Annotated in this window: 21 protein-coding genes, 3 tRNA genes and 3 pseudogenes; 15 read left to right on the top strand and 12 right to left on the bottom strand. The window is 63.8% G+C overall.

The genetic code is table 11. The annotated features are described in order from the left end of the window. A partial coding sequence (locus tag ALC15_RS04980; RefSeq protein ID WP_162240472.1) for an ADP-dependent NAD(P)H-hydrate dehydratase occupies window positions 1-700 on the top strand: 700 nt, incomplete at its 5' end. Continuing rightward, entirely contained in the window at window positions 675-1,190 is a 516-nt protein-coding gene (locus tag ALC15_RS04985; protein ID WP_063781789.1) for a GNAT family N-acetyltransferase, read from the top strand. The genes ALC15_RS04980 and ALC15_RS04985, both read left to right, overlap by 26 nt. A 6-nt stretch (window positions 1,191-1,196) precedes the next feature. On the opposite strand, the gene ALC15_RS04990 is transcribed toward ALC15_RS04985, so the two are convergent. Continuing rightward, window positions 1,197-2,024, bottom strand: a complete 828-nt coding sequence (locus ALC15_RS04990; RefSeq protein ID WP_050626336.1) for an oxidoreductase — start codon at window positions 2,022-2,024, stop codon at window positions 1,197-1,199. A gap of 113 nt (window positions 2,025-2,137) precedes the next feature. Between ALC15_RS04990 and ALC15_RS04995 the strand changes: the two genes are divergently transcribed. Continuing rightward, entirely contained in the window at window positions 2,138-3,103 is a 966-nt protein-coding gene (locus ALC15_RS04995) for a LysR family transcriptional regulator (RefSeq protein ID WP_050626337.1), read from the top strand. A 42-nt stretch (window positions 3,104-3,145) separates the two neighbouring features. On the opposite strand, the gene ALC15_RS05000 is transcribed toward ALC15_RS04995, so the two are convergent. Beyond that, complete coding sequence (locus ALC15_RS05000; RefSeq protein ID WP_050626338.1) at window positions 3,146-3,487, bottom strand: hypothetical protein; 342 nt, start codon at window positions 3,485-3,487, stop codon at window positions 3,146-3,148. Between the two features lie 279 nt (window positions 3,488-3,766). On the opposite strand from ALC15_RS05000, the gene ALC15_RS05005 reads away from it, so the two are divergent. Next, window positions 3,767-4,549: a tetratricopeptide repeat protein gene (locus ALC15_RS05005; RefSeq protein ID WP_050626339.1), complete on the top strand. Its 783-nt coding sequence runs from the start codon at window positions 3,767-3,769 to the stop codon at window positions 4,547-4,549. A gap of 27 nt (window positions 4,550-4,576) precedes the next feature. Here ALC15_RS05005 and ALC15_RS05010 read toward each other — a convergent pair whose 3' ends face one another. From ALC15_RS05010 to ALC15_RS05025, 4 genes are all read right to left on the bottom strand, one after another. Beyond that, window positions 4,577-5,287, bottom strand: coding sequence for a hypothetical protein (locus ALC15_RS05010; RefSeq protein WP_050626340.1), 711 nt, complete (start codon window positions 5,285-5,287; stop codon window positions 4,577-4,579). A gap of 121 nt (window positions 5,288-5,408) precedes the next feature. Continuing rightward, on the bottom strand, window positions 5,409-6,299 hold the full coding sequence (locus ALC15_RS05015; protein ID WP_347336270.1) for a hypothetical protein: 891 nt from the start codon (window positions 6,297-6,299) through the stop codon (window positions 5,409-5,411). Between the two features lie 84 nt (window positions 6,300-6,383). Continuing rightward, the gene (locus ALC15_RS05020; protein ID WP_050626341.1) at window positions 6,384-7,469 is read right to left on the bottom strand and encodes an enolase C-terminal domain-like protein; all 1,086 of its coding nucleotides are present in this window, start codon (window positions 7,467-7,469) and stop codon (window positions 6,384-6,386) included. A gap of 41 nt (window positions 7,470-7,510) precedes the next feature. Then, on the bottom strand, window positions 7,511-8,845 hold the full coding sequence (locus ALC15_RS05025) for a multicopper oxidase family protein (RefSeq protein WP_094193679.1): 1,335 nt from the start codon (window positions 8,843-8,845) through the stop codon (window positions 7,511-7,513). A gap of 135 nt (window positions 8,846-8,980) precedes the next feature. On the opposite strand from ALC15_RS05025, the gene ALC15_RS05030 reads away from it, so the two are divergent. From ALC15_RS05030 to lon, 5 genes and pseudogenes are all read left to right on the top strand, one after another. Beyond that, a tRNA-Leu gene (locus ALC15_RS05030) sits at window positions 8,981-9,065 on the top strand. A gap of 165 nt (window positions 9,066-9,230) precedes the next feature. Next, on the top strand, window positions 9,231-10,589 hold the full coding sequence (tig, locus tag ALC15_RS05035) for a trigger factor (protein ID WP_050626342.1): 1,359 nt from the start codon (window positions 9,231-9,233) through the stop codon (window positions 10,587-10,589). 244 nt (window positions 10,590-10,833) lie between these two features. Next, window positions 10,834-11,469, top strand: a complete 636-nt coding sequence (locus ALC15_RS05040; RefSeq protein ID WP_021079148.1) for an ATP-dependent Clp protease proteolytic subunit — start codon at window positions 10,834-10,836, stop codon at window positions 11,467-11,469. A 442-nt stretch (window positions 11,470-11,911) separates the two neighbouring features. After that, a pseudogene (clpX, locus tag ALC15_RS05045) lies at window positions 11,912-13,185 on the top strand (ATP-dependent Clp protease ATP-binding subunit ClpX). Window positions 13,186-13,506: 321 nt separating this feature from the next. After that, window positions 13,507-15,936, top strand: a complete 2,430-nt coding sequence (gene lon, locus ALC15_RS05050) for an endopeptidase La (RefSeq protein WP_021079149.1) — start codon at window positions 13,507-13,509, stop codon at window positions 15,934-15,936. Window positions 15,937-16,015: 79 nt separating this feature from the next. Here lon and ALC15_RS05055 read toward each other — a convergent pair. Both ALC15_RS05055 and ALC15_RS05060 read right to left on the bottom strand, forming a co-directional pair. Then, window positions 16,016-17,225, bottom strand: a pseudogene (locus ALC15_RS05055) (MFS transporter). Between the two features lies 1 nt (window position 17,226). Beyond that, window positions 17,227-17,895 carry a GntR family transcriptional regulator gene (locus ALC15_RS05060; protein ID WP_050626343.1) on the bottom strand — a complete coding sequence of 223 codons (669 nt, stop codon included), beginning with the start codon at window positions 17,893-17,895 and terminating at the stop codon, window positions 17,227-17,229. 204 nt (window positions 17,896-18,099) lie between these two features. On the opposite strand from ALC15_RS05060, the gene ALC15_RS05065 reads away from it, so the two are divergent. Both ALC15_RS05065 and ALC15_RS05070 read left to right on the top strand, forming a co-directional pair. Then, on the top strand, window positions 18,100-18,516 hold the full coding sequence (locus ALC15_RS05065; RefSeq protein WP_050626344.1) for a GFA family protein: 417 nt from the start codon (window positions 18,100-18,102) through the stop codon (window positions 18,514-18,516). 63 nt (window positions 18,517-18,579) lie between these two features. Next, window positions 18,580-18,654, top strand: a tRNA-Val gene (locus tag ALC15_RS05070). A gap of 18 nt (window positions 18,655-18,672) precedes the next feature. On the opposite strand, the gene ALC15_RS05075 is transcribed toward ALC15_RS05070, so the two are convergent. Continuing rightward, window positions 18,673-18,921: a hypothetical protein gene (locus ALC15_RS05075; RefSeq protein ID WP_050626345.1), complete on the bottom strand. Its 249-nt coding sequence runs from the start codon at window positions 18,919-18,921 to the stop codon at window positions 18,673-18,675. A 208-nt stretch (window positions 18,922-19,129) separates the two neighbouring features. Between ALC15_RS05075 and ALC15_RS05080 the strand changes: the two genes are divergently transcribed. From ALC15_RS05080 to ALC15_RS05090, 3 genes and pseudogenes are all read left to right on the top strand, one after another. Further along, entirely contained in the window at window positions 19,130-19,414 is a 285-nt protein-coding gene (locus ALC15_RS05080; protein WP_050626346.1) for a hypothetical protein, read from the top strand. Window positions 19,415-19,436: 22 nt separating this feature from the next. Beyond that, a complete protein-coding gene (locus ALC15_RS05085) occupies window positions 19,437-19,742 on the top strand; it encodes a YciI family protein (RefSeq protein ID WP_050626347.1) in 306 nt (101 codons plus the stop codon). Window positions 19,743-19,832: 90 nt separating this feature from the next. Further along, a pseudogene (locus ALC15_RS05090) lies at window positions 19,833-20,680 on the top strand (class I SAM-dependent methyltransferase); the annotation flags it as partial. 122 nt (window positions 20,681-20,802) lie between these two features. On the opposite strand, the gene pepT reads toward ALC15_RS05090, so the two are convergent. Both pepT and ALC15_RS05100 read right to left on the bottom strand, forming a co-directional pair. Further along, window positions 20,803-22,059: a peptidase T gene (gene pepT, locus ALC15_RS05095; RefSeq protein ID WP_050626348.1), complete on the bottom strand. Its 1,257-nt coding sequence runs from the start codon at window positions 22,057-22,059 to the stop codon at window positions 20,803-20,805. Between the two features lie 268 nt (window positions 22,060-22,327). Continuing rightward, window positions 22,328-22,651, bottom strand: coding sequence for an HU family DNA-binding protein (locus tag ALC15_RS05100; protein ID WP_283806241.1), 324 nt, complete (start codon window positions 22,649-22,651; stop codon window positions 22,328-22,330). 308 nt (window positions 22,652-22,959) lie between these two features. Here ALC15_RS05100 and ALC15_RS05105 point away from each other — a divergent pair. Next, window positions 22,960-23,036 (top strand) — tRNA-Asp (locus ALC15_RS05105). A 139-nt stretch (window positions 23,037-23,175) separates the two neighbouring features. Here the strand turns inward: ALC15_RS05105 and ALC15_RS05110 are convergent. Next, entirely contained in the window at window positions 23,176-23,361 is a 186-nt protein-coding gene (locus tag ALC15_RS05110; protein WP_095734888.1) for a hypothetical protein, read from the bottom strand. Window positions 23,362-23,555 lie beyond the last annotated feature (194 nt).

Below are 23,555 nucleotides of genomic sequence, written 5' to 3' on the forward strand. Positions count from 1 at the left end.
GACGCTGGCCTCGCCGCGCGATGCGCTTGCGGTCAACGCTGCGGCGCTGACCGCGGTGATGGTGCGCGCGGTCGATAACCCGATCCAGTTCGCCGAACTGCTCGGCGACAAGCGCCTCAACGCCTGTGTAATCGGTCCCGGTGCCGGGGTCAGCGCGCGCACCCGCGACTTCGTTCACACCGCACTCTCGGCGCAGCGGCACCTCGTGCTCGACGCCGATGCGCTGACCAGTTTTGCCGGTTCGCCGGACCGGCTGTTCGAGGCGATCAAGGCCTCCGACGGTCTCGGGGTGGTGCTGACCCCTCATGAGGGCGAGTTTCCGCGGCTGTTCAGCGATATCTCCAACAAGCATCCGGGCCGCTCCAAGCTCGAACGCGTGCGCGCGGCGGCCGAGCGCTCCGGCGCGGTGGTGCTGCTGAAGGGCGCCGACACCGTGATCGCATCTCCGGATGGCCGCGCCACCATCGCCGCCAACGCGCCGCCGTGGCTTGCCACCGCCGGCGCCGGCGATGTGCTCGCAGGCATCATCGCGGGCTTCCTCGCGCAGGGCGTCGCGGCTTTCGAGGCGGCCAGCATTGGTGTGTGGCTGCACGGCGAAGGGGCCAGCGAGGCAGGGCCCGGCCTGATCGCCGAGGACCTGACCGAGGTGCTGCCGGCCGTGTTCCGCCGCCTCTATGACGAGTTCGGCATTGAATACTAGGCGGCTCGCGCTTGCCGACATGGACGCCGCGGCGCGCGTGCATCGCGCGGCGTTCGATCACGCGCTGCCCTGGCTCGCCGGCCTGCATACGCCCGACGAAGACCGCTGGTTCTATCGCGAGCGGATGTTTTCGGTCTGCACACTGTGGGGCGCGTTCGACGGCGAGGCCATGAGCGGCGTCATCGCGTTCCACGACGACTTGATCGAGCAACTCTACGTGCTGCCGGCCGCGCAGGGGTGCGGCATCGGCAGCGCGCTGCTCGATATCGCGAAGCAGGGCGCCGACCGGCTGCAACTCTGGACCTTCCAGCGCAACGCACGGACGCGAAGCTTCTATGAGGCCCGCGGCTTTGTCGCGGTGGAGCAGACCGATGGCAGCCGCAACGAGGAGAAGGAGCCGGACGTGCGCTATCTCTGGACGCAAGTGCCCGCGCGCGAGTGTCGAGACGCGGCGGTCCGTCCTGCAATGACGGACCGCCGCGGCGACTGATGCTGCTCAGGCAACGTCGGTGGAGAGCGAAACGTCCTTCCACGCAGCGAATTCAGCCTGCAGCAGTTTCATCTTGTCCTCGACGAGCCGAACGGCATCGCTGCCGAGCAGCAGGTGCGCCGGCGGATCGGCCGACAGTGCGAGTTTCAGCATGGCCTGCGCGGCCTTCTGGGGATCGCCAACCTGCCGGCCACTCATTTCCATGCGGCGTTTGCGGATCGGGTCGATGAGAACGTCATAGTCGGGGATCGATCGTTCTGCCCGTACCATCGATCGTCCGGCCCAGTCGGTGCGGAAGCTGCCGGGTTCGACCGCCGTGACCTTGATGCCGAGGTCATTGACTTCCTTGCCGAGCGTTTCGGAGATTCCTTCCAGTGCGAACTTGCTGCCGTGATAGTAGCTGAGACCGGGCATCGTGATGAACCCGCCCATCGACGTCACGTTGAGGATATGCCCGGCGCGGCGCTTGCGCATGAAGGGCAGCACCGCCTGGATCATCGCCACCGCACCGAAGACGTTGACCTCGAACTGGCGTCGCAGGTCGTCGATCGATGATTCCTCCAGAATGCCCTCGTGACCATAGCCGGCATTGTTCACCAGAACGTCGATCGCGCCGATCCTGCGCTCGACCTCGGCGACGGCGGGCGCGATCGCCTCGAAGTTGGTGACATCAAGAAGTACCGCGTGCACGCCTTCGCCGAGTGCTTCGAACTTCTGCTTGTCGTTCTCGTTGCGCACGGTGCCGACGACGGCATGGCCGTCACCCAATGCAGCCTCGGCCAACGCGCGGCCGAAGCCGGATGAAACGCCCGTGATCAGGAAAGTCTTTGCCATAGGGGATGTCCTTTAGATCAGGTTGCCGATCCAGATTGCGGGCTCGATATAGCCGACTTGATTAGTGCAATAATCGGCATAAAGTGGCATGACCTGATGCAGGTAATCGTACAATGCAGCATGCTGGTCTTTTCGAGCTGAACGCGGTCGTCGCGATCTCGACACATCGCAGCTTTCGCGCCGCCGCGACCGAGCTCGGCATTTCGCCATCGGCGCTCAGTCATGCGATCGCCGGGCTGGAGAAGAAGCTGGGCGTGCGTCTCATCAACCGGACGACGCGCAGCGTCGCGCTGTCGGAGGCGGGCGAGCGCTTTCTCGCGAGGGTCAGTCCCGCGCTGCGCGAGATTGCCGGCGCGATGGAGGACGTGAACGAGTTCCGCGACACTCCAGCAGGCACGCTGCGCATCAATCTGAAGGAGCGCGCCGCACACCAGATCCTACGCCCCGTCGTCGTAAAGTTTCTGCGGCTCTATCCCGACATGAACGTCGAATTGACGCTGGAGGGCCGGCCCATCGATATCGTCGCGGAGGGCTTCGATGCCGGCATCCGGCTGGCCGAAGCCGTGCCGCAGGACATGGTCGCGATTCCCTGCGGCCCGGACACGCGTTTCATCGTCGTTGGCGCGCCCGGCTATTTCGCGCGCGCGTCGGTGCCGCGGTCTCCGCTTGATCTGCTCACCCATGAATGCATTCGCAGGCGGATGCCCAGCGGCAAGATCTATCACTGGGAGTTCGAAAAGCGCGGCGGCGAGCAGATGGCGGTGGATGTCCCGGGCAGACTGACCCTCGACGGCGACACCTTGATGGTCGAAGCCGCTCTCGAAGGGCTGGGACTGGCGTTCGTCAGTGATTTCTGGGTCGCCGGACATCTCGCGGCCGGAACGTTGCGGGCCGTGCTGGACGACTGGACGCCGCCATTCCCCGGCCTGCGTCTCTACTATCCGCGGCATCGGCACATGACGGCCGGGCTGCGGGCTTTCGTCGACATGATACGAGCAGAGACCAAGTCGGCCGCTAAAGGGGGCAGGGCCCTCCCACCCCCAGGCAAGCGATCGGGCGGTCATCGCAAGCGCGCTTGAGCTGCAGGGTGCTGCGGGCGATCGGTGACAACGCCGGCCGATTCACTCCGCGGCTGAAATCAGCGTGGTTTGGTTCACGCGCGTCTCGCCCTTCAGATTGTCGACGGTGACGTGCGTGTCGTACCAGGTCAGCCGCGGCCGGACCCCGAACCGCTCGGTGAGCTCCGCGACCTTGGCCTCGGTGAACCAAGCCTCGGCCTCTTGCCGGCTCTCCCACAAGTAGACGCCGCCGGTGCCGGCTTCTCCGTTGAGGTAGTCTTTGCGGATCAGCCCCTTTGTCGCGAGGTTTCGATAGATGGGGGCCGTGCTCATGCCGCCATTGATGGCCTGTTCCTCAGTCCGTTTCGGAAGGTCGAATTGAACGACGACGATGCACTGTGCCATCCCGGTTCTCCGATTTGAGTTCATATGGTGTCAGGCTTGCACGGCGGCTTGCCGATCAGGTCGCACGATACAGGATATTTCCAGCGCCGTCGCTTCGAGCGGCGTGGCCTCACTTCGGGGACGGCTTTGCGGGTCCCGGTCTCGTTTCACGAGACTTTTGATGGACAGGCGAAGAGGCGCGGGCTAAGTCGGCGGAGCATTCTCTCTCTCATTTTCCAGAAACCTCCCGTGACTGGCAGGCAGAACAATTTCCTCGCGCAAGCACTGCAGCAAGGCGCAATGGCGCTTCGAACCCAGCAGTTTGCGCAGGCCGAGCAGATCGCGGCCGGCATCCTGAAGTCAAACCGCGCGGACCGGAATGCAACGCTTCTCCTTGCGCATGCCCTGATGGGGCAGCGGCGGGGAGACGAGGCGATCGCGCCACTCGAACGGGTTGTGCGCCGCAGCGACGATGGCGAGGCCGAGACCCTGCTCGGTGCGTTGCTGTGCGGCGCGGGGCGCGTCCCGGACGGCATCGCGCAGCTTCGGCGCGCGGCGGCACGCCGCCCGGCATATCTGCCATCGTTTCAGGAACTCGCCGGGCAGCTCGCCAAGGCCGGTCAACACGACGAGGCGATCAGCACGATTGAGGCCGGCCTTGCGCTGCGGCCCGACAGCGTCGATCTGAAGCTCGACCTCGCGCGCCTGTTGCATGATGCCAATGAGATCGCGCGGGCTGCGAGCCTCCTGACCGCCGCGCGCGATGCCGCGCCGGGACGCCCCGATGTTCTCAACCGGCTCGGGCGGGTCCTGATCCTTCATGGTGATTATGCCGAAGCTGCGGATGCCTTCCGTCGCGTGCTCGCGCAGTACCCCGACGACCGCTCGACCCGCGCCTACCTCGCCACATCGCTTTTCGAGCTGGGTGAGTGCGAGGCCGCCGAGGCGACGCTCCGCTCCGTCATTCGCGGCCAGCCCCAACTGTTGGGACGCGCGGCATTCGTGATGGCCGCAGGCTCGCGCGGCCGCTTCTTCTTCTCGCAGAGCGACGCTGCGAAATTCCTCGGCGGTGAATCGGCTTGAGCGCGTCCAACCCGATCCCGTAGCGCTTCAAACCCTGAAGTTTCGCCGATAAAGATTGGGCTGCCGCCTGAGCTCGGTGCGAAATTCGCCGACGCGTTTGGCTTCTTCCGCTGTGAAGGACGAGGCCTGTGCAGTCCAGTCGTCGCGCTTGACCGGAATGCATTGTGCAATCGGCGTCCCCTTGGGGAGGATGCCTCTGAAATCCCTGTTGTGCCAGTACGCCGGAAAGTGCACCCAGTTGTCGCGATAGAGGTCGGAATTGACCAAGCCGCTAAGCGTCGTGAATGGCAGGTCGAAGCGGTTGACGGGATGCGTGAAGTAAACGGAATAGCCTTCGGGAGCTTCGACAGTCCACAAATTGTGGAATTTGAGAAAGAAGCGGCCCTGTTCGAACAGCGGCGTGCCGCTGACCTGACCCGGATCGTGGAAGCCGATCGGCGAACGGGGAAATTCGGGCGTGCCTCCCGGCGGCAGGTCGTGGTCCCAGGTGATTTCGCCGTCCTCGATCTTGAGGTCGCAAACCAGCGGCAGCAGGAATCCGCAGGTCATCGCGTCGACGAATGGCGGGCAGCGCTTGATGGTGTCTTCGTCGTGCAGGTTGATCGAAGAGAAGGCGGTCGCCGGCATTGCTTTGAGCCAGTCGGGAACGCCCTGCGCAGCTGGAATGGGCTGCGGGATCAGTCCCTCAAGTTCCGTCGGGCAACGGAATTTCAGCGTCAGCTTGTTGTTGGTGGACATTGAGCGCGCTCCGATGTCTTGATGGCCTACATCACTGCGCCGCAAAGGTGAAGCTTGCGATTGACGGTTTGCAGCCGGCACGCGCCGTCCGATTCACAATTGCCGCAGCGGGTCGGCTGCATCAGTTGCGCACGAAATAAAGTGGCGTTCTCAGCGTCAGCTGATAGGACGGCTTCGGCACCCACATGATCTGAGCCGTGACCCCGAACAGACGATTGTCGTTGTCGTCCATCCGATCGAGATCGAGCCGGACGACGGGCTCGGTGAAGGACGGAACCGGCGTGAAGTTCAGGAGCTGCGCGCCGCCGAAATGCTGCACTCCGACGCGGCCGGTGAATTTCCAGTTGCTGGGCCACTGATAATAGCCGCCGACATAACCGATGATATTGGGGTGAATCCGGGCGAGCGCGGTCGCCACTTCGACGCGGGTGTCCTGGATGCCGGCCAACACCCCGTACGTTTCGTCTTTGTCGAAGGCGTAGCCGAGCTCGAAAATGTTGTTGAATGTCGTCGTCCCGGTCGGCCCGTTCGGGATCGACTGGGTGATTGTGGATTGCCAGGTGATGGTCGGAATTGAACCGCCATTCTGGCTATAGACATCTGCCTGGAATCCGACGTTCCAACTGGTGATATCGAAGGATGACCAACCCTGTGTCTGGGCGTAGGTCGTCGTGCCGGAAACCCCGGCGTAGAGCGAGACCTTGTCGGTGACATCCACGGTCATCGGAAGATCGACGGCGACGGATTGCCGGGAGGGCAGCGATACGCTCGTCGGAAGCGTGGTGTTGTTCGCGAGCGCCAGCGATTGCAGCGCGGTGGAGAGAGCCGAGTTGCCGAAGCCGATCGGTAAAGCGCCGGCCGGCACCGTAGCGTAGCTGGTTCGCAAGTCGAGATAGATATTCGGCGTCGCGCCTATCGCTTTCGCGGCGCCGCTGTCATCGTCACCATCCTTGCCGAACGCTGGTCCGGTGAAGCATGCGCCGATCAGGCAGGCCAGGACGAGCTTCGGCAACACCAGGGCTCGTAGAACGAGATGGTCGAAACGCGAGGGGAGACTAGCAGGACCTTCGGGCTCTACGTCCATTTCGTCCTCGCGCTAGCTCACGAGATACTTCGCCACCGCCGGCTCGTTCCATTCGATGCCGAGCCCGGGACCGCGTGCGGTTACCGCGCCGTCGACGATCTCGGCGGGCGTTGCCAGGATCGCGCCGGCGAAGTCGAGGAATTCGAGCCAGTGCGCGGTCGGCGTCACCGCGAGCAGGTGCGCGCTGACTTCCGCGAACAGATGGCTCGACATCGGGATCGATGCCGCGTCGGCTTGCCCTGCGACCTGCATCCAGCCGGTGACGCCGCCGACCTTCATCACGTCGGGCATGATGAAGTCGGATGCGCCGGCTGCGATCGCCTCGGCGAAGCCGCGCGGAAACCACCAGTTCTCGCCGGCCTGGATCGGCGTCGGCGAGGTCTCTCGGACTTTTGCGTGGCCGGACAGGCTCTCCTGCGGCACCGGCTCCTCGATCCAGTGCAGGTCGTAGGGCGCGAGGCGCGCGATGCGACGGGTTGCTTCGGCCGGATCGAGCGACTGGTTGAAGTCGAGCATCAGCGCAATGTCGGGGCCGAGCAGGGCGCGCACACCTTTCACAACGCGTTCGTCATTGGCGGCATCACCGTCGCCACCCTTGATCTTGATGCCGCGAAAACCCTGGTCGAGCGAACGGCGCAGCGCGCGCTCGTCTGCGACAGGATCGACCGCGCCATAGCTGTCATAGGCCTTGATCGGCCTCGCCGAGCCACCGAGCAGTTCGACGAGTGGCCGGCCGGCAAGCTGGCCGAGCACATCCCAATAGGCCATGTCGAGACCTGAGACGGCCATGCCGACCAGGCCCTGCCAGCCGAGCAGCCGAAACTTGGCATCCATCGCCTTCATCAGGTCGAACGGCGCCACTGGCCTGCCGGCCAGTTCGCGACCGATCTCCTCGATCAGATAACAAAGCGGGTGAAGTGTGAGCTTGCTGTAGGCGAAGATGTAGGTACGGCCGGTAACGCCTTGATCGGTCTCGACATCGATCAGGACCAGCGGACCGGAATCGATCACGCCGAAGGCGGTCCTCACAGGACGCTTGAGGGGCACCACGACACCTCGCGCCTTAACTCCGCGGATCGCTGCAACTGTCTGGCTCATGGATGTCCCCTGCGCGTTTCCCCAGATGCTTCCTCTTCTTATTATTGGACATTGTACCATCGGACGAGCCGCGGCGCCGCCCAATCGGCCGCAACCTGTTCGATCAGATAGCGGCCGGGATATTCGGCGAGGAAGGCGATGCGCTGCGTCTCGCCCGGTTCGACCGCCAACGTGTCGAGCCAGAACGGCTTCCAGCCGTCGTCAAGCTTGTCCAGCAGGCGGAAATGATGGCCGTGCAGATGAAAGACGTTGGTGATCGTGCCGCGATTGGTCAGGGCCAGCACGACCGGACGGCCTGACTTGGCCTGAAAGGCGGGGGTGGCTGACGGCTTGAAATCCGCCGGCCGGAACCATTCGGTCGGCATGCCCAGTGCCAACTCGAATCTGGCGGCGCTTCTGAGATCGAGTTGGGCCGGCAGGTCGTTGCCCGGGAGCGGTGGAGCGGGAGGGAACGGCGCGGCCCGGATCGGCGCGTCGTCCGAGACGATAAGCTTGCCGGCTGGGCGGGCCTGCTTGCCGTCGTGCAGCAGGATCGGGAAGCTCGTTCCGGCCGGACCAGCGATATCGACAAAGACATCGGTTCGACTTCCGGGTGCCAGCACCAGCGCACCGTTGCGGGCCGGGAACGGTTCGGCCGGCTGGCCGTCGATCGCCATCACCCTGACGTCGAGGTTCTCCAGCTTGACCGCCAGCACGCTGCGTGGGCTGCCATTGATGAAGCGGAGTCTGAGCCGGGCATTGGCCGGAGCCGAGACCTCGTATGAGGTCTTGCTGTTAACCGTATGAATTGGCGTCGAATCTTTCGAAACTGTTCCGGGCGGAATCGCGGTTCCGTCGGGTTGCAGGCGCCACTCCTCGATCAGCAGGGTCTCGTCACGATCCACCGCGACGGGCGAGGTGCCGGTCACGATCAACGGACGCGGGCGCGTCGGCATGGTCGTGCCATCGCCGAGCAGCGGCTCGCACAGGAAGGTACCAGCATGCCGGAGCGGGAGCTGGAAGCTATCCTTGGCCCCTGTGGCAAGCGGTGCCCGGGAGGCCAACGGCTCCGCGGCCGGGACACCGTCGAGCCCGCGGCAATCGAGCACGGCCGCGACCGGCAGCTCGTTGCCAAACGTCACGTCGAGTACCTCGCCGCGCCTGAAACGGAGGTCGCCGCCGCCCAGCGACCAGACGGGCGTGTCCGGCCCGTCAGGGCGAAGCACGATGCGATCGATCCTGGCCTGCAGCGCGACTGCCGTCCGGCCCTGCGCCGAGCTGGTGCCCGGCCAGGCCGGGCAAAGCGCCGCGGCGCCGAGCGCGGCCATCAGGTCGCGTCGGCTGAGCCAAGATTCGGGACTTGCTACGGGGCTTGCCATCCGACCGATGCGGACCATTTTCAAGTGTACCTGTCCAGTCGCGATCGGTCGCAGGACGGGCTCTCCAGCGGCCATTTTTTTGCTGCGAACCGGTGGGCGCATGTTATAAGCCCGGCCGCCCGCGGCATCGCGGCCGGACTGGATGCTTTTCGCGCGGGCGTGGCGGAACTGGTAGACGCGCTGGATTTAGGTTCCAGTGACGAAAGTCGTGGGGGTTCGAGTCCCTCCGCCCGCACCAAGCGCTTACAGCGTTTGCATGACGAATTCTTGGAGAACCTTGGCCCCGCAGGGGACGAGGGTTCGCCGAACCCACAGACGTCAAGGCCGCAAGGCTCAGCGTCGATTTGATTGAACACTGCCACGGCCGCTCGGGCCGCGGCAAAAGCGGAAGAAGATTGATACCATGCAGGTCACCGAGACCCTCAACGAGGGACTGAAGCACGAATTCAAGATCAGCGTTCCGGCATCCGATCTCGATGCCAAGGCGGGCGCCAAGCTGGTCGACCTCAAGGACAAGGTCCGTCTCAACGGCTTCCGTCCCGGCAAGGTGCCGGTCGCGCATCTGAAGAAGATCTACGGCCGCTCGGTCATGGCCGAGACCATCGACCAGACCATCAGCGACACCAACCGGCAGCTGTTCGAAGATCGCGGCTTCCGCCTCGCCGGTGAGCCGAAGATTACGATGCCGACCGAGAAGGACCAGGTCGAGGAATTGCTGTCGGGCAAGACCGACCTGACCTACACGGTCGCGATCGAGGTCGTGCCGCCGATCCAGCTCGCCGATTTCAAGTCGTTCTCGGTCGAGAAGCCGGTGGTCGAGGTCTCCGACGCCGACGTCGACGATGCCATCAAGCGGATCGCCGAAGGCAGCCGCCCGTACAGCGCCAAGACCGAAGGTGCGGCGGAGAAGGGCGACCGCGTCACCATCAGCTTCAAGGGCACCATCAACGGTGAAGCCTTCGAGGGCGGCACGGGCGAGGGTATCCAGGTCGTGATCGGCGCCGGCCAGTTCATCCCGGGCTTCGAGGAGCAGCTGATCGGCATCGGCACGGGCGAGACCCGCACGCTGAAGGTTGGTTTCCCGAAGAACTACCTCAACGACAAGCTCGCCGGCCAGCCGGCCGAGTTCGAGACCACCGCGACGCTGATCGAGGCGCCTGGTGAGGCCACGATCGACGACGAGTTCGCCAAGACGCTCGGCCTCGAGTCGCTCGACAAGCTGAAGGAAGCCGCGCGCGAGCGCCTGACCGCCGAATTCGCCGGCGCGACCCGCCAGAAGGTCAAGCGCGCGCTGCTCGACCGTCTCGACGAGAGCCACAAATTCGAGGCGCCGCCGTCGCTTGTCGCCGAAGAGTTCAACCTGATGTGGAACTCGATCAAGGCCGAGATGGACTCGACCGGCAAGACCTTCGCCGACGAGAACACCACCGAGGATGCGGCCAAGGAAGAGTACCAGAAGATCGCCGACCGCCGCGTCCGCCTCGGCCTCGTGCTGTCGGAGATCGGCGAGAAGAACAAGATCACCGTGACCGACGACGAGGTCTCGCGCGCCGTGATCGAGCGCGCGCGCCAGATGCCGGGCCGCGAGAAGGAAGTCTGGGATTACTACCGCAGCAACGCCCAGGCGCTGGCCCAGCTCCGCGCCCCGATCTACGAGGACAAGGTCGTCGACTTCGTGCTGGAGCTCGCCAATGTGACCGAGAAGAAGGTCACCAAGGATGAGCTGTTCAAGGATGAAGACGCCGAGAAAACTGCCGCCTAATTCCGGCACCTCGCGTTAATGATGAACCGCGAAAGCGCGCCTGGCGAGGATCCCTCGCTAGGCGTGCCGCCGCGAATCGGCTTGAACGTCTGCGACCTGCCCAGTTGGCTAGTGGCGGCCTTGTCGGCCGGAAATTGGCCCATATCTGGTTTAAGCCTTGAGCCGGCCAGCTTTGAGCCAGTAGTCTTGAGCGAAGCTAGTTCTGGGCAGAGTTCTGCATCACCCCTAACCCCTGGGTTCTTTCATGCGCGATCCCGTTGAAACCTACATGAATCTCGTGCCGATGGTCGTCGAGCAGACCAATCGCGGCGAACGCGCCTACGACATTTTCTCGCGCCTTTTGAAAGAGCGCATCATCTTCGTCACCGGTCCGGTGGAAGACGGCATGTCGACCTTGATCGTTGCGCAGCTGCTGTTCCTCGAGGCCGAGAATCCGAAGAAGGAAATCTCGATGTACATCAACTCGCCGGGTGGCGTGGTGACGTCGGGCCTTGCGATTTACGACACGATGCAGTTCATCCGCCCGCCGGTGTCGACGCTGTGCACGGGCCAGGCGGCCTCGATGGGCTCGCTGCTGCTGGCGGCTGGCGAGAAGGACATGCGCTTCACGCTGCCGAACTCCCGCATCATGGTGCACCAGCCCTCCGGCGGCTTCCAGGGCCAGGCCACCGACATCATGCTGCACGCGCAGGAGATCCTGAATCTCAAGAAGCGCCTCAACGAGATCTACGTGAAGCACACCGGCCAGACCTACAAGGCGATCGAGGACGCGCTCGAGCGCGACAAGTTCCTGACCGCCGAAGACGCCAAGGCGTTCGGCCTCGTCGACAAGGTCATCGACAAGCGTCCGGAAGATCCGTCGGCCGCCAAAGCCGCCTGATCTGGACAAGCTCCCGGGGCGCCGGTGTGATCTCCACATTGGCGCCTCACATAATCGGCAAAAGCAGGACGGGCGGAGTACCCCGCAAGTGCCTGTGCGCGGGCGAAAGGTTCCGCTTTCGTGCTCATTGGCCGGCGTGGTAATCCCGCAACGTTCCGTGGATTTCGACGCGTATTCCGCGTGCGATCGTTGAAAATCACGGTATTGTCACGGTCTTGAGCCGGCCATCCGATTAGCGAATTCTTGATAGTCGGGTGCCAGCATGGTTGGCTGTAATGCATCGGCTATGATCGCGGAGATTCGAATAAACCGTGATTCGTACGGTCAGTATTGCGTAGGGTCTTTTTTGGTACGGAATTTGCTCTATCTACCCAAGACGCCGGTTATGTGCCGGATTGGGTCGATCTGGCAAACGAGATCGAACGGCGGACGGAGATAATGAATGAGTAAGGTCGGCACGAGCGACGCCAAGAACACGCTATACTGCTCGTTCTGCGGCAAGAGCCAGCATGAAGTTCGCAAGCTGATTGCCGGACCGACTGTCTTCATTTGCGACGAGTGTGTCGAACTCTGCATGGACATCATTCGCGAGGAGAACAAGTCCTCGCTGGTGAAGTCGCGCGACGGCATCCCGACGCCGAAGGAAATCTGCAAGGTCCTGGACGACTACGTGATCGGCCAGAGCCATGCCAAGAAGGTGCTGTCGGTCGCCGTCCACAACCACTACAAGCGGCTCAACCATCAGACCAAGCACAACGACGTCGAACTGGCGAAGTCGAACATCCTGCTGATCGGTCCGACCGGTTCGGGCAAGACGCTGCTCGCGCAGACGTTGGCCCGCATCCTCGACGTGCCGTTCACCATGCTGATGCGACGACGCTGACCGAAGCCGGCTATGTCGGCGAGGACGTCGAGAACATCATCCTGAAGCTGCTGCAGGCGGCCGACTACAACGTCGAGCGCGCGCAGCGCGGCATCGTGTATATCGACGAAATCGACAAGATCAGCCGCAAGTCGGACAATCCCTCGATCACCCGCGACGTGTCGGGTGAGGGCGTCCAGCAGGCGCTGCTGAAGATCATGGAAGGCACGGTGGCCTCGGTCCCGCCGCAGGGCGGCCGCAAGCATCCGCAGCAGGAGTTCCTGCAGGTGGATACCACCAACATCCTGTTCATCTGCGGCGGTGCGTTCTCGGGCCTCGAGAAGATCATCTCCGCGCGCGGCCGTTCGACCTCGATCGGCTTCGCGGCGCAGGTGCTCGCGCCGGAGGATCGCCGTACCGGCGAGATCTTCCGTCACGTCGAGCCGGAAGATCTGCTGAAGTACGGCCTGATCCCGGAATTCGTCGGCCGTCTGCCCGTCGTGGCGACGCTGGAGGACCTCGACGAGACCTCGCTGAAGAAGATCCTGACCGATCCGAAGAACGCGCTGGTGAAGCAGTACCAGCGGCTGTTCGAGATGGAGAACATCGAGTTGACCTTCGCCGACGAGGCGCTTGGCGCGGTCGCCCGCAAGGCGATCGAGCGCAAGACCGGTGCGCGCGGCCTGCGGTCGATCCTGGAGAGCATCCTGCTCGAGACCATGTTCGACCTCCCGGGCCTGGAAGGCGTCGAGGAAGTCGTGATCTCGCGCGAGGTCGTCGAGGGCACGGCGCGTCCGCTCTACATCTACGCGGATCGTTCCGACCGCGCCGTCGAGAGCAGCGCGAGCGCCTAACCGCACGCGTCTCGAACCGCTAAAATTGCACGGCTGCCGGGCGATCCGGCGGCCGTTGCGGCGCAACAGCAGCGCCGTTGTGGCATCGCAGTAAATGCCTGTTTAGCCTGAATTTCCGGGCACTTCTCAGACTTGACACCCCCCCGCCTGATAGCCACCTAATGCTATCGGTGACGGATCTCATGTGTTGAGATTCGTCGCTTTTCGATGCGGAATAAGCGGCTGCCGACGGCAATCTCGTTCCGGATCACCAAGGCACCTTGTGGCGGTTGCGCAAGCAGGCGGACTGCGTCCAAGGGGGCAAAACAAAAGGATAAGGCCATGACGACCTCAAAACCCCGGCCAACGATCGTCCACGGCGAAAGCCATTCCTATCCGGTGCTGCCGCTTCGCGACATCGTCGTCTTCCCGCACATGATCGTGCCTCTCTTCGTCGGCCGCGAGAAATCGATCCGCGCGCTCGAAGAGGTGATGAAGAACGACGCGTTGATCATGCTCGCGACGCAGAAGAACGCGTCCGATGATGATCCGGCGCCCGATTCAATTTACGAGACCGGTACGCTCGCCAGCGTCCTGCAGCTGCTGAAGCTGCCCGACGGCACCGTGAAGGTGCTGGTCGAGGGCCTCGAGCGCGCGCGCGTCGAGAAGTATTCCGACCGCAGCGAATACTACGAAGCGACAGCGGTCGCACTCGCCGACACGGACGCCAACTCGGTCGAGGCCGAGGCGCTGGCGCGGTCGGTCGTGTCCGACTTCGAAAGCTATGTGAAGCTGAACAAGAAGATCTCCGCCGAAGTCGTCGGCGTGGTCCAGGCGATCACCGATTTCGCCAAGCTCGGCGACACGGTTGCCTCACATCTCGCGGTCAAGATTGCCGATCGACAAGCGATCCTGGAGACGTTGTCCGTCACCCAGCGCCTGGAGAAGGTGCTGGGCCTGATGGAGAGCGAGATCTCGGTGTTGCAGGTCGAGAAGCGCATCCGCTCGCGCGTCAAGCGCCAGATGGAGAAGACCCAGCGCGAGTATTACCTGAACGAGCAGATGAAGGCGATCCAGAAGGAGCTCGGCGACGACGAAGGTCGCGACGAACTGGCCGATCTGGAGGAGAAGATCTCCAAGACCAAGCTCTCCAAGGAAGCGCGCGAGAAGGCGCAGCACGAGCTGAAGAAGCTGCGCCAGATGTCGCCGATGTCTGCGGAAGCGACCGTCGTGCGCAACTACCTGGATTGGCTGCTGTCGATTCCGTGGGGCAAGAAGTCCAAGGTCAAGAAGGACCTCGAGGCCGCGCAGGCGGTGCTGGACTCCGACCACTACGGGCTCGAGAAGGTCAAGGACCGTATCGTCGAGTATCTCGCGGTGCAGTCGCGCGCCAACAAGCTGACCGGACCGATCCTGTGCCTCGTCGGGCCTCCCGGCGTCGGCAAGACTTCGCTCGGCAAGTCGATCGCGAAGGCGACCGGCCGCGAGTTCGTGCGCGTGTCGCTCGGCGGCGTGCGTGACGAGGCCGAGATCCGCGGTCACCGCCGCACCTATATCGGCTCGATGCCCGGCAAGATCATCCAGTCGATGCGGAAGGCGAAGACCTCGAATCCGCTGTTCCTGCTGGACGAGATCGACAAGATGGGCGCCGATTTCCGCGGCGATCCGTCGTCGGCGCTGCTTGAGGTCCTGGACCCCGAGCAGAACTCGACCTTCAACGACCACTACCTGGAAGTCGATTACGACCTGTCCAACGTGATGTTTATCACGACCGCGAATACGCTGAATATTCCCGGCCCGCTGATGGACCGCATGGAGATCATCCGGATCGCCGGTTACACGGAGAACGAGAAGGTCGAGATCGCGCGCAAGCATCTGATCCCGAGCGCGCTCTCCAAGCACGGTCTGGACTCCAAGGAATGGTCGATCGACGACGCGGCCCTGCTGCTGATGATCCGCCGCTACACCCGCGAAGCGGGCGTGCGTAACCTGGAGCGTGAGCTCTCCACACTCGCCCGCAAGGCGGTGAAGGAGCTGATGATCTCCAAGAAGAAATCGGTGAAGGTCACCGAGGCGAACATCGAAGAGTTCCTCGGCGTGCCGAAGTATCGCTTCGGCGAGATCGACGACGAGGATCAGGTCGGTATCGTCACGGGTCTGGCCTGGACCGATGTCGGCGGCGAGCTGCTCACCATTGAAGGCGTCATGATGCCCGGCAAGGGCAAGATGACCGTCACCGGCAATCTGCGCGACGTGATGAAGGAATCGATCTCGGCGGCGGCGTCCTACGTCCGCTCGCGCGCGATCACCTACGGCATCGAACCGCCGATGTTCGACCGCCGCGACATCCACGTTCACGTGCCGGAGGGCGCAACCCCGAAGGACGGTCCGTCCGCCGGTGTTGCGATGGCCACCGCGATCATCTCGGTCATGACCGGCATTCCGGTCCGCCACGATGTCGCGATGACCGGCGAGATCACGCTGCGCGGTCGCGTGCTGCCGATCGGCGGTCTGAAGGAGAAGCTGCTGGCTGCCGCGCGCGGCGGCATCAAGACGGTGCTGATCCCGGAGGACAACGCCAAGGATCTCACGGAGATTTCCGATGCGATCAAGGGCGGCATGGAGATCATCCCGGTGTCGCGGCTGGATGAGGTGATCGCCAAGGCGTTGGTTCGTGTGCCGGCGCCGATCGTCTGGGAAGAGGAGGCCAGCAAGGTCGACGTCAAGCCCGACGCTTCGGACGAAGCATCCGGCGGCCTGACGGCGCACTGAAGCGAGCTACGATTGAAATAGAAAACGGCGCCCTCGGGCGCCGTTTTTGTTTTGTCGTCACGAGGAGGCGGGCAGGCGACTACTCCTTTTTCTCGACGATGAAATTGCCGAGCGCTCCGAGCGCCATCAGCACGCTGGTACCGAGGAACACGGCGCGCATGCCGATATGGCCGCCGATGAAGCCGCCGGCGAGCGGGCCGATCACCTGGCCGGCATATTGCGCCGAGATCGAGTAGCCGAGCATGCTGCCGGTGACCGCATCGGGCGCGTTGTGCCGGATCACGCTGGCGATGCACGGCAGCAGGCCGCCGAGCGCGAGACCCATCAGGAAGCGCAGCAGGATCAGCTGCCAGCCGCTGACCACGAAGGCCTGCGGGATCAGCAGCACCGCCGAGGCGGCAAGACAGATGATGATGATCCGCCAATGGCCGACACGATCGGCGAGCTTGCGAGATGCGATGATGACAACAGGCTGCCGAAGGCGCCGCCGACATCACGAGGCCGGCCACGAACGTCACCTGCGGCGCCTCGACCAGTTGCGCGACATAGACCGTGATGATCGGCTCGATCGACATGTTGGCGATCATCAGCAGCAGGCCGGTGCCCCACATTGCGATGACCGGCCGCTTGTCCGGAACGAGCGACCAGCCGCCACACGCCTTGCTCCCTTTCGCCGCCTTCGGGCGCGCCTCCTCGCGGATCAGGAAGGTGGTGCCGAGGAAGGTGATGAAGATGACGCCGCCGATCAGGAAGAAGGTCTTGCGAATGCCGATCAGGCCCGGCAGCACGCCGCCGATCAACGGGCCGACCAGGCTGCCGGCCATGATCCCGGCGGACAGCACGCCGATCGCCCAGCCGGACCGCGCCTTCGGCGTCTGCGCTGCGACCAGCACCGTCGAGCCCGAGGCGTAACCGCCGAGCAGGCCGGTCAACAGTCGCAAGCCGACCAGCTCGTAGACATTGTGCGCCATGCCGATTAGCGACATCGCGATCGCCATCCCGAGGCTCGCGCGGATCAGCATCAGCTTGCGGCCATAGCGATCCGCCAGCCGTCCCCACAACGGCGCCGTCAGTGCCGCGCTGAAGAAGGTTGCGCCATAGGCGATGCCCGACCATTGCACGATCGCGGCGTGATCGGTCACGCCGAGCTGCTCGACATAAAGCGGCAGGAACGGCAGCAGCAGCGTCATGCCGACGATGGTCGTGAAGGAGCCGAGCACGCAGACGATCAGGTTGCGTCTCCAGGGCCCCGCATCGAGGGCTGCTTCGCGATCGATTTCCATGTTCATGTCAGCGCAGACCGATCACGGCGAAGCCACGCGCCCGCAGGCCGCGGCGGTCCTCGTTCAGCGAGTGCAGCAAACGGTCGCGGGTCTCCGTGATGTGGGCGGCGGCCTCGCGCGCGGCAGAATCCGGATCGTTGGCCTTGATGAAGCCGAGGATGCGCCGATGCTCGCGCCAGGCCTGCTCGCGCGACGGTTCGGTCCACACTTCGAGCCAGCGCGCCCGCGACAGCCGGGTCATGGCGCCGGCGATCGCCTTGACGATGAACGGATTGCCGGAAAGGCGCGCGATCTCGACATGGAAATCGGTGCCGACGCGATGCCATTCCTCGCGCGGCGCGCCCGATTGGCAGGCATCCAGCATCTCTTCGACGCCGGCGATATCGGCCGCGCTTGCGCGCGCGCAGGCGAGGCGGACCGCGGTCGTCTCCAGCGGGATCCTGAACTCCGCGAGCGCTTCCAACTCACCGAGGTCGATCGGCGCGACGATCCAGTTGCGACCATCGCGCCGCACCAGCTCTTCGCCTTCGAGCCGCACCAACGCAGCGCGGATCGGGGTGCGCGATCCCTCGAACCGGCTCTCGAGCCAGCGCTCGGTCAGCCGCTCGCCGGGGCCGAGATCCAGAGAGAGGATCATCTCCCGGAGTTGGTCGTGGATCTGAAGCATCTGCGACATGGGCTGTCCGCCGGTGTGGGAATAGTTTGGTTGGCGTATCCCGAATTGGTATCCCAAACAATCCCATTTTGGGATACCAGGATTGTGCCCGTGGCGTGGTCCGATCTGGGGGGCCAAGCCGAGCGGGAAAGCCCCTCCGACGATCGCGAGGGAACGACAGCGCCGGAACTGCCTTGTTGCACGACGCTGAGTTGGAAAACGCCGATGCGGATCGATGGACAATGCCATTGCGGGGCCGTGACCTTCCAGGCCGAGATCGATCCCGAACGGGTGTCGATCTGCCATTGCACCGATTGCCAGGCGCTGACCGGCTCGCCCTATCGCGTCACGGTGATTTGCGCCGCCGAGCAGGTCGGACTGACGCAAGGCGCGCCGAAAGTGTACGGCAAACGCGGCGATAACGGCCGGATCCGCTTCCAGCATTTTTGCGGCGATTGCGGCTCCCCGCTGTTCACCAGCGGCGAGGATGGAGGTCCCGATGATTGGGGCATCCGCTGGGGCAGCATTCGCCAGCGCGGCGAATTGACCCCGCGACGCCAGGTCTGGTGCCGTTCCGCTGCCTCCTGGATCAATGACCTCCAGGGATTGCCCGCGCGGCCCGAGGATTGGAGCTCAAGCTGACGGATTGAGGCTTTGCGGCCTTGCACCTCGGGGCCGGGCGAGGCTAAAGAGGCGCGCAGGTCAGGGCGGTTAGCTCAGCGGTAGAGCACTGGTTTTACACACCATTGGTCGGGAGTTCGATCCTCTCACCGCCCACCAGCCTTCGCGACTTACGGGTTACGGTTGAAGCATCCTGATTGTCGAGATCGGCCACTTGCCGATGTGCCCCGTGATCGAGATGCGCAACCCGTGCGACTCGTCCAGAAACACGCCTTCGACGGTCCCCGCAGTTCCGTCGGTGAGAACAGCGGCCCTTCCGACCAGTTCGGCTTCCGCTTGCACGTGCTCGCGCAGGATGATGGTGGCGCGATGTTTCACGAGCTGCAAAGCGGCCTCTGGTTGAAGAGCCCTACGTAGCAAGGCCATTGCGCGGCCCTCTGTGAGCGCGTGGAGAGGGCGCGATCCCGACCGTGGGGTAGCATGTGGGGTGGCCGGGACCGCGCTTGCTCCGCGCTGGCCTGTGCAATGTCGTTCGGTGGCCGATGGCGCGAAAGGTGCCGAAAGTCACGTGTGCGGGTTTGATGCCGGCCTTGCTGCGATGCTATTCTCTTCGCCTAACCCGGGAACTTGATGCATGCGCAAAATCGCCGCGATTTTACTCCTCACCATGATTGGCGGACCCGCACTGGCGCAGTCGGACCATGTTCAGCGCTATCGCGAAGAGGTCGAGAAATCGCCGGCCGATGCGGCCAATGAGGCGCGGCAGCAGCGCGCCTATCAGCGCGCGCTGAGCGGTGTGCCGGACCAGAAGCCGACTGACCCCTGGGGTATTGCGCGCCCCAATGACGGCCAGGGCGCTGCCAAGGCAAATGCCGCCAAGACAAAGCCGGCCAAGCCCACGAGCGCAGCCGCCAAATAGTCAACGAACGCGGACCAGGTCGATGAAATACTACGTCTGCAAATTGACCGGACCGCGCCCGACCTTCCCGCAAGACATGACGCCGCAGGAAGCCGCCATCATGCAGGCGCACGTCGCCTATTGCGGCGAATTGCTGCAGGCCGGCAAGGCGCTGATCTTCGGGCCGGTCGCCGATCCCGCCGGCGTCTGGGGATTGGGCGTGCTGCAGCTATCCGACGACGCCGATCCGCAGGAGATCGTCGCCAACGATCCCGTCACCAAGGCCAATGCCGGATTCACCTATCAGGTCATGCCGATGTTGCGCGCAGCGACGCGCGAGACTTGCTAAGGCATGATGGGGAAAAGTGCGAAGCGGTTTTCCGACAAAGATCATGCCCAAACATGAGACACGAGACGTCTTCCCAACGAGGTTGATCGCATGAACGCAGGCCATCCGCAGAACGCCGATCAGATTGCATATTGGAACGGGCCGGGTGGTCAGCGTTGGGCCTCGAGACAGGCCGCGCAGGACATCGTGCTGCAGCCGGTGCTCGACCTGCTGATCGATCGCGCCGCGCCGAAGGCTGGCGAACGCGTCGTCGATGTCGGCTGCGGCAGCGGCGCATCGAGCTTTGCGCTGGCGGCAAAGGTCGCGGCCGCGGGCCGCGTGCTTGGCGTCGACGTTTCGGAGCCGATGCTGACGCGGGCGCGGCAGAGCGCGCCGCAGGGATTGCCGGTCGAATTCACGCTTGCCGACGCCACCGTTTATCCGTTCGCGCCTAAGAGCTTTGATCTGTTGGCTCGCGCTTCGGCGTGATGTTCTTTGCCGATCCCGCGACATCCTTTGCCAATCTGCACAAGGCGATGAAGCCGACCGGCCGTCTTGCCTTTGCCTGCTGGCAGGAGCCGCGTGAAAATCCGTTCTTCATGGCGCCGTTGCAGGCGGTCTACAAGCACGTGCCGAAACTGCCGCAGCTTGGCCCCGAGGATCCCGGCCCGTTTTCATTTGCCTCCGAAGCCCGGGTGAAGCGGATTCTCGGCGAAGCCGGTTTCTCCGCCATCGCCATGGAGCCGTGCAAGGTCGAGCTCGATGTCGCAACCGGCCGCGGCGTCGACGCGGCGATCCAGGGAGCGCTCGAGATCGGGCCGGCGAGTCGCGCGCTGGAAGGCCACCCGGATGAGGTGCGCTCCGCCGCGATCGCATCGATACGCGAGGCACTGACGCCGTTCGTCAAGGGCGATTCCGTGCCGCTGCCGGGCGCGATCTGGATCGTGACGGCGCGGGCGAGGAGAACGAGTTGGTTGTGCCGTCATTGCGAGGAGCGTAGTGACGAAGCAATCCATCTATCCGCGTTGAGATATGGATTGCTTCGCTTCGCTCGCAATGACGGGGAGAGAGAGCGACGAGCCTACGCTCGCTCTTCCCAGATCATCGCCAGATGCACGATGGTCTGCACCGCCTTTTCCATGTCCTGCCGGCTGACCCATTCGAGCCGTGAGTGGAACGCGTGCTCGCCGGCGAAGATGTTCGGGCAGGGCAATCCCATGAAGGACAGCCGCGAACCGTCGGTGCCGCCGCGGATCGAGGTCTTCACCGGCGTCAGTCCCGCGCGCTCGATCGCCTCGATCGCGTAGGCGACGATCTGCGGGTGGCGGTCGATCACCTCTTTCATGTTGCGGTACTGCTGCTTGACCTCCATGCGGTAGGTCGACCGCGGATACCCCTTCATGACATCCTTGGCGATCGTATCGAGCAGCGCTTCCTTCTGCTTCAGGCCGGCTTCGGTGAAGTCGCGCACGATGAAGTCGATCCGCGCATGCTCCAGCGCGCCCGAGATCGCGACCGGATGCAGGAAGCCTTCCTTGCCTTCGGTGGTCTCGGGCGAGCAGGTGTCCTTCGGCAGCCGATCGACGATCGCGGCCGCGATCTTGATCGCGTGCTCCATCTTGCCCTTGGCGAAGCCGGGATGGGTTGCGACCCCTTCGATTATGATACTGGCGCCGTCGGCGGAGAAGGTCTCGTCCTCGATATGGCCCGCGGTCTCGCCGTCCATGGTGTAGCCGAAATCGGCCCCGAGTTTCTTGATGTCGACCTTGTCGACGCCGCGGCCGATCTCCTCGTCCGGCGTGAACAGGATCTTGATGGTGCCGTGCTTCACCTGCGGATTGGTGATCAGGAAATGCGCGGCATCCATGATCTCGGCGAGGCCGGCCTTGTTGTCGGCGCCGAGCAGGGTGGTGCCGTCGGTCGTGATGATGTCGTTACCGATCTGGTCGGCGAGCGCTTCATGCTCGGCGGCGCGGATCACCTGCGTGGAGTCGGCGGGCAGCACGATATCGCCGCCGCGATAGTTCTTGACGACCTGCGGCTTGACGTTCTTGCCGGTGCAATCGGGTGAGGTGTCCATGTGCGAGCAGAAGCAGATCACGGGCACCGTCTTGTCGGTGTTGGCGGGGATCGTCGCATAGACGTAGCCATGCGGATCGAGATGCGCGTCGGCGATGCCCATCGCCTGCAGCTCGGTAACCAGCAGGCGGCCGAGATTCTTCTGCTTCTCGGTGGACGGGCAGGTCGGCGAATCCGGGTCGGACTGGGTGTCGATCACGACATAGCGCAGGAAGCGTTCGGTGACGGTGTGCTTGAAGTCGAGAACCGGTGCCAGCATGGAGACCGCGCAAGGTAGGGACGGGGACAACGCGCCTTGGCGAAGTTGGTTCGCGCAAGCAAACCGCATCGAGGCGAGCCAGTAGACAACTCTATAACAGAAAAGCGCCACTCCGGGGCCGCGTCGCGGGCCGGAATGGCGCTTTGTCTTAACGGGGAGAGAGAGCCCTATAGCGTTTTCAAGCGAAGCGGGTACCGGTTCGCGTGAAGAAAACGCGCAAAACAAGAATCTAGAGCCTCATTCCGATTCAATCGGAATGGATCAGGCTCTAGACGGCTTCCTTCAGCTCCTTGGCGGCGCGGAAGGCGACCTTCTTGCTCGCCTTGATTTGGATCTGCTCGCCGGTCGCCGGGTTGCGGCCCATGCGGGCGGCGCGCTTGCGGACCTGGAGGATGCCGAGGCCGACGATGCGAATCCGCTCGCCCTTCTTGAGGTGCTTGGTGATGCGGGTGACCATGTCGGTCAGGATCGCCTCGGCCTGCTTCTTGGACAGCTCCTGCTCTTCGGCGATGGCCGCCGCCAGGTGCTTCAGCGTGATCGTCGCCGGGGTCGCTGCTTTCTTCGCCATGTGTGGCCCTCCTCGTTGCTGAATGGCTCGATTGCTGCATTTCAAGCGAATGGCGCGCCGTTCGCGTCGGGAAAATGCGTCCGGAAAACTCCTGAAACCGCCGGTTCTGGGAACGGGCAGCGCCGGGCCCGGCCACAGGAAACCCAGACGTATCAGGCCTTATTTGATTCGGAGCCTTGCTGACACCACCGTTTCCCTTGAAAATAGCCGACAACTCGCGTCCACAGCGCAAAAACGGCCGTACCGCGCTGGGATCCGCAACGCGCTTGACTATCGGGATGCGGGCCTTTATGCCCTCGGTCCTGCGCGGATCAATCCGACGATCGGCATCCGCGGGAGTAGCTCAGTTGGTTAGAGCGCCGCCCTGTCACGGCGGAGGCCGCGGGTTCGAGTCCCGTCTCTCGCGCCAGTCTTATCAAACACTTAGCCCCATGTTCCAGATTTGAGACGTGCCACGCTACGCGCGTTATGACGCGTTGGACGCCACCCTGTCCGGGCTTGTCGGCACGCATCTTCGAGATCCGAGAACCGCGCCGAGCTTACATCTTTCAGACGATCTCAATCGCCGGTTCGCCCCCGGCGATCGCATGATCGTCGTTCACGCGCGCAATCCGGCATTCCGCCACGCCTGACACGATCAGCCAGGTTTCCGGCTGTGCTCCTTCTCCGATGACGACCGTTGCGTCCTGATCAGGGAGTGCCTGGAGTGCTTGGATGAGCTCGCGGACTTTCATCGACACGGTTCCTGGAGGCCGCACGGCTGGAGCGCCCTCACGCGAGCATCAGACAGGCGAACGCGGTAGTGACTATCGCCACCCGGGGTGCTGGAGAAATGGAAGCAGCGCAGGTCGCGGTTCACATGTACAGCGTAACGCGCCAGCCTGACGTCAACCTTACTTTGCTCGGCTGAAGTCGAGCCGATGCCGTC

This window comes from Bradyrhizobium viridifuturi, from assembly GCF_001238275.1.
GTDB lineage: Bacteria > Pseudomonadota > Alphaproteobacteria > Rhizobiales > Xanthobacteraceae > Bradyrhizobium > Bradyrhizobium viridifuturi.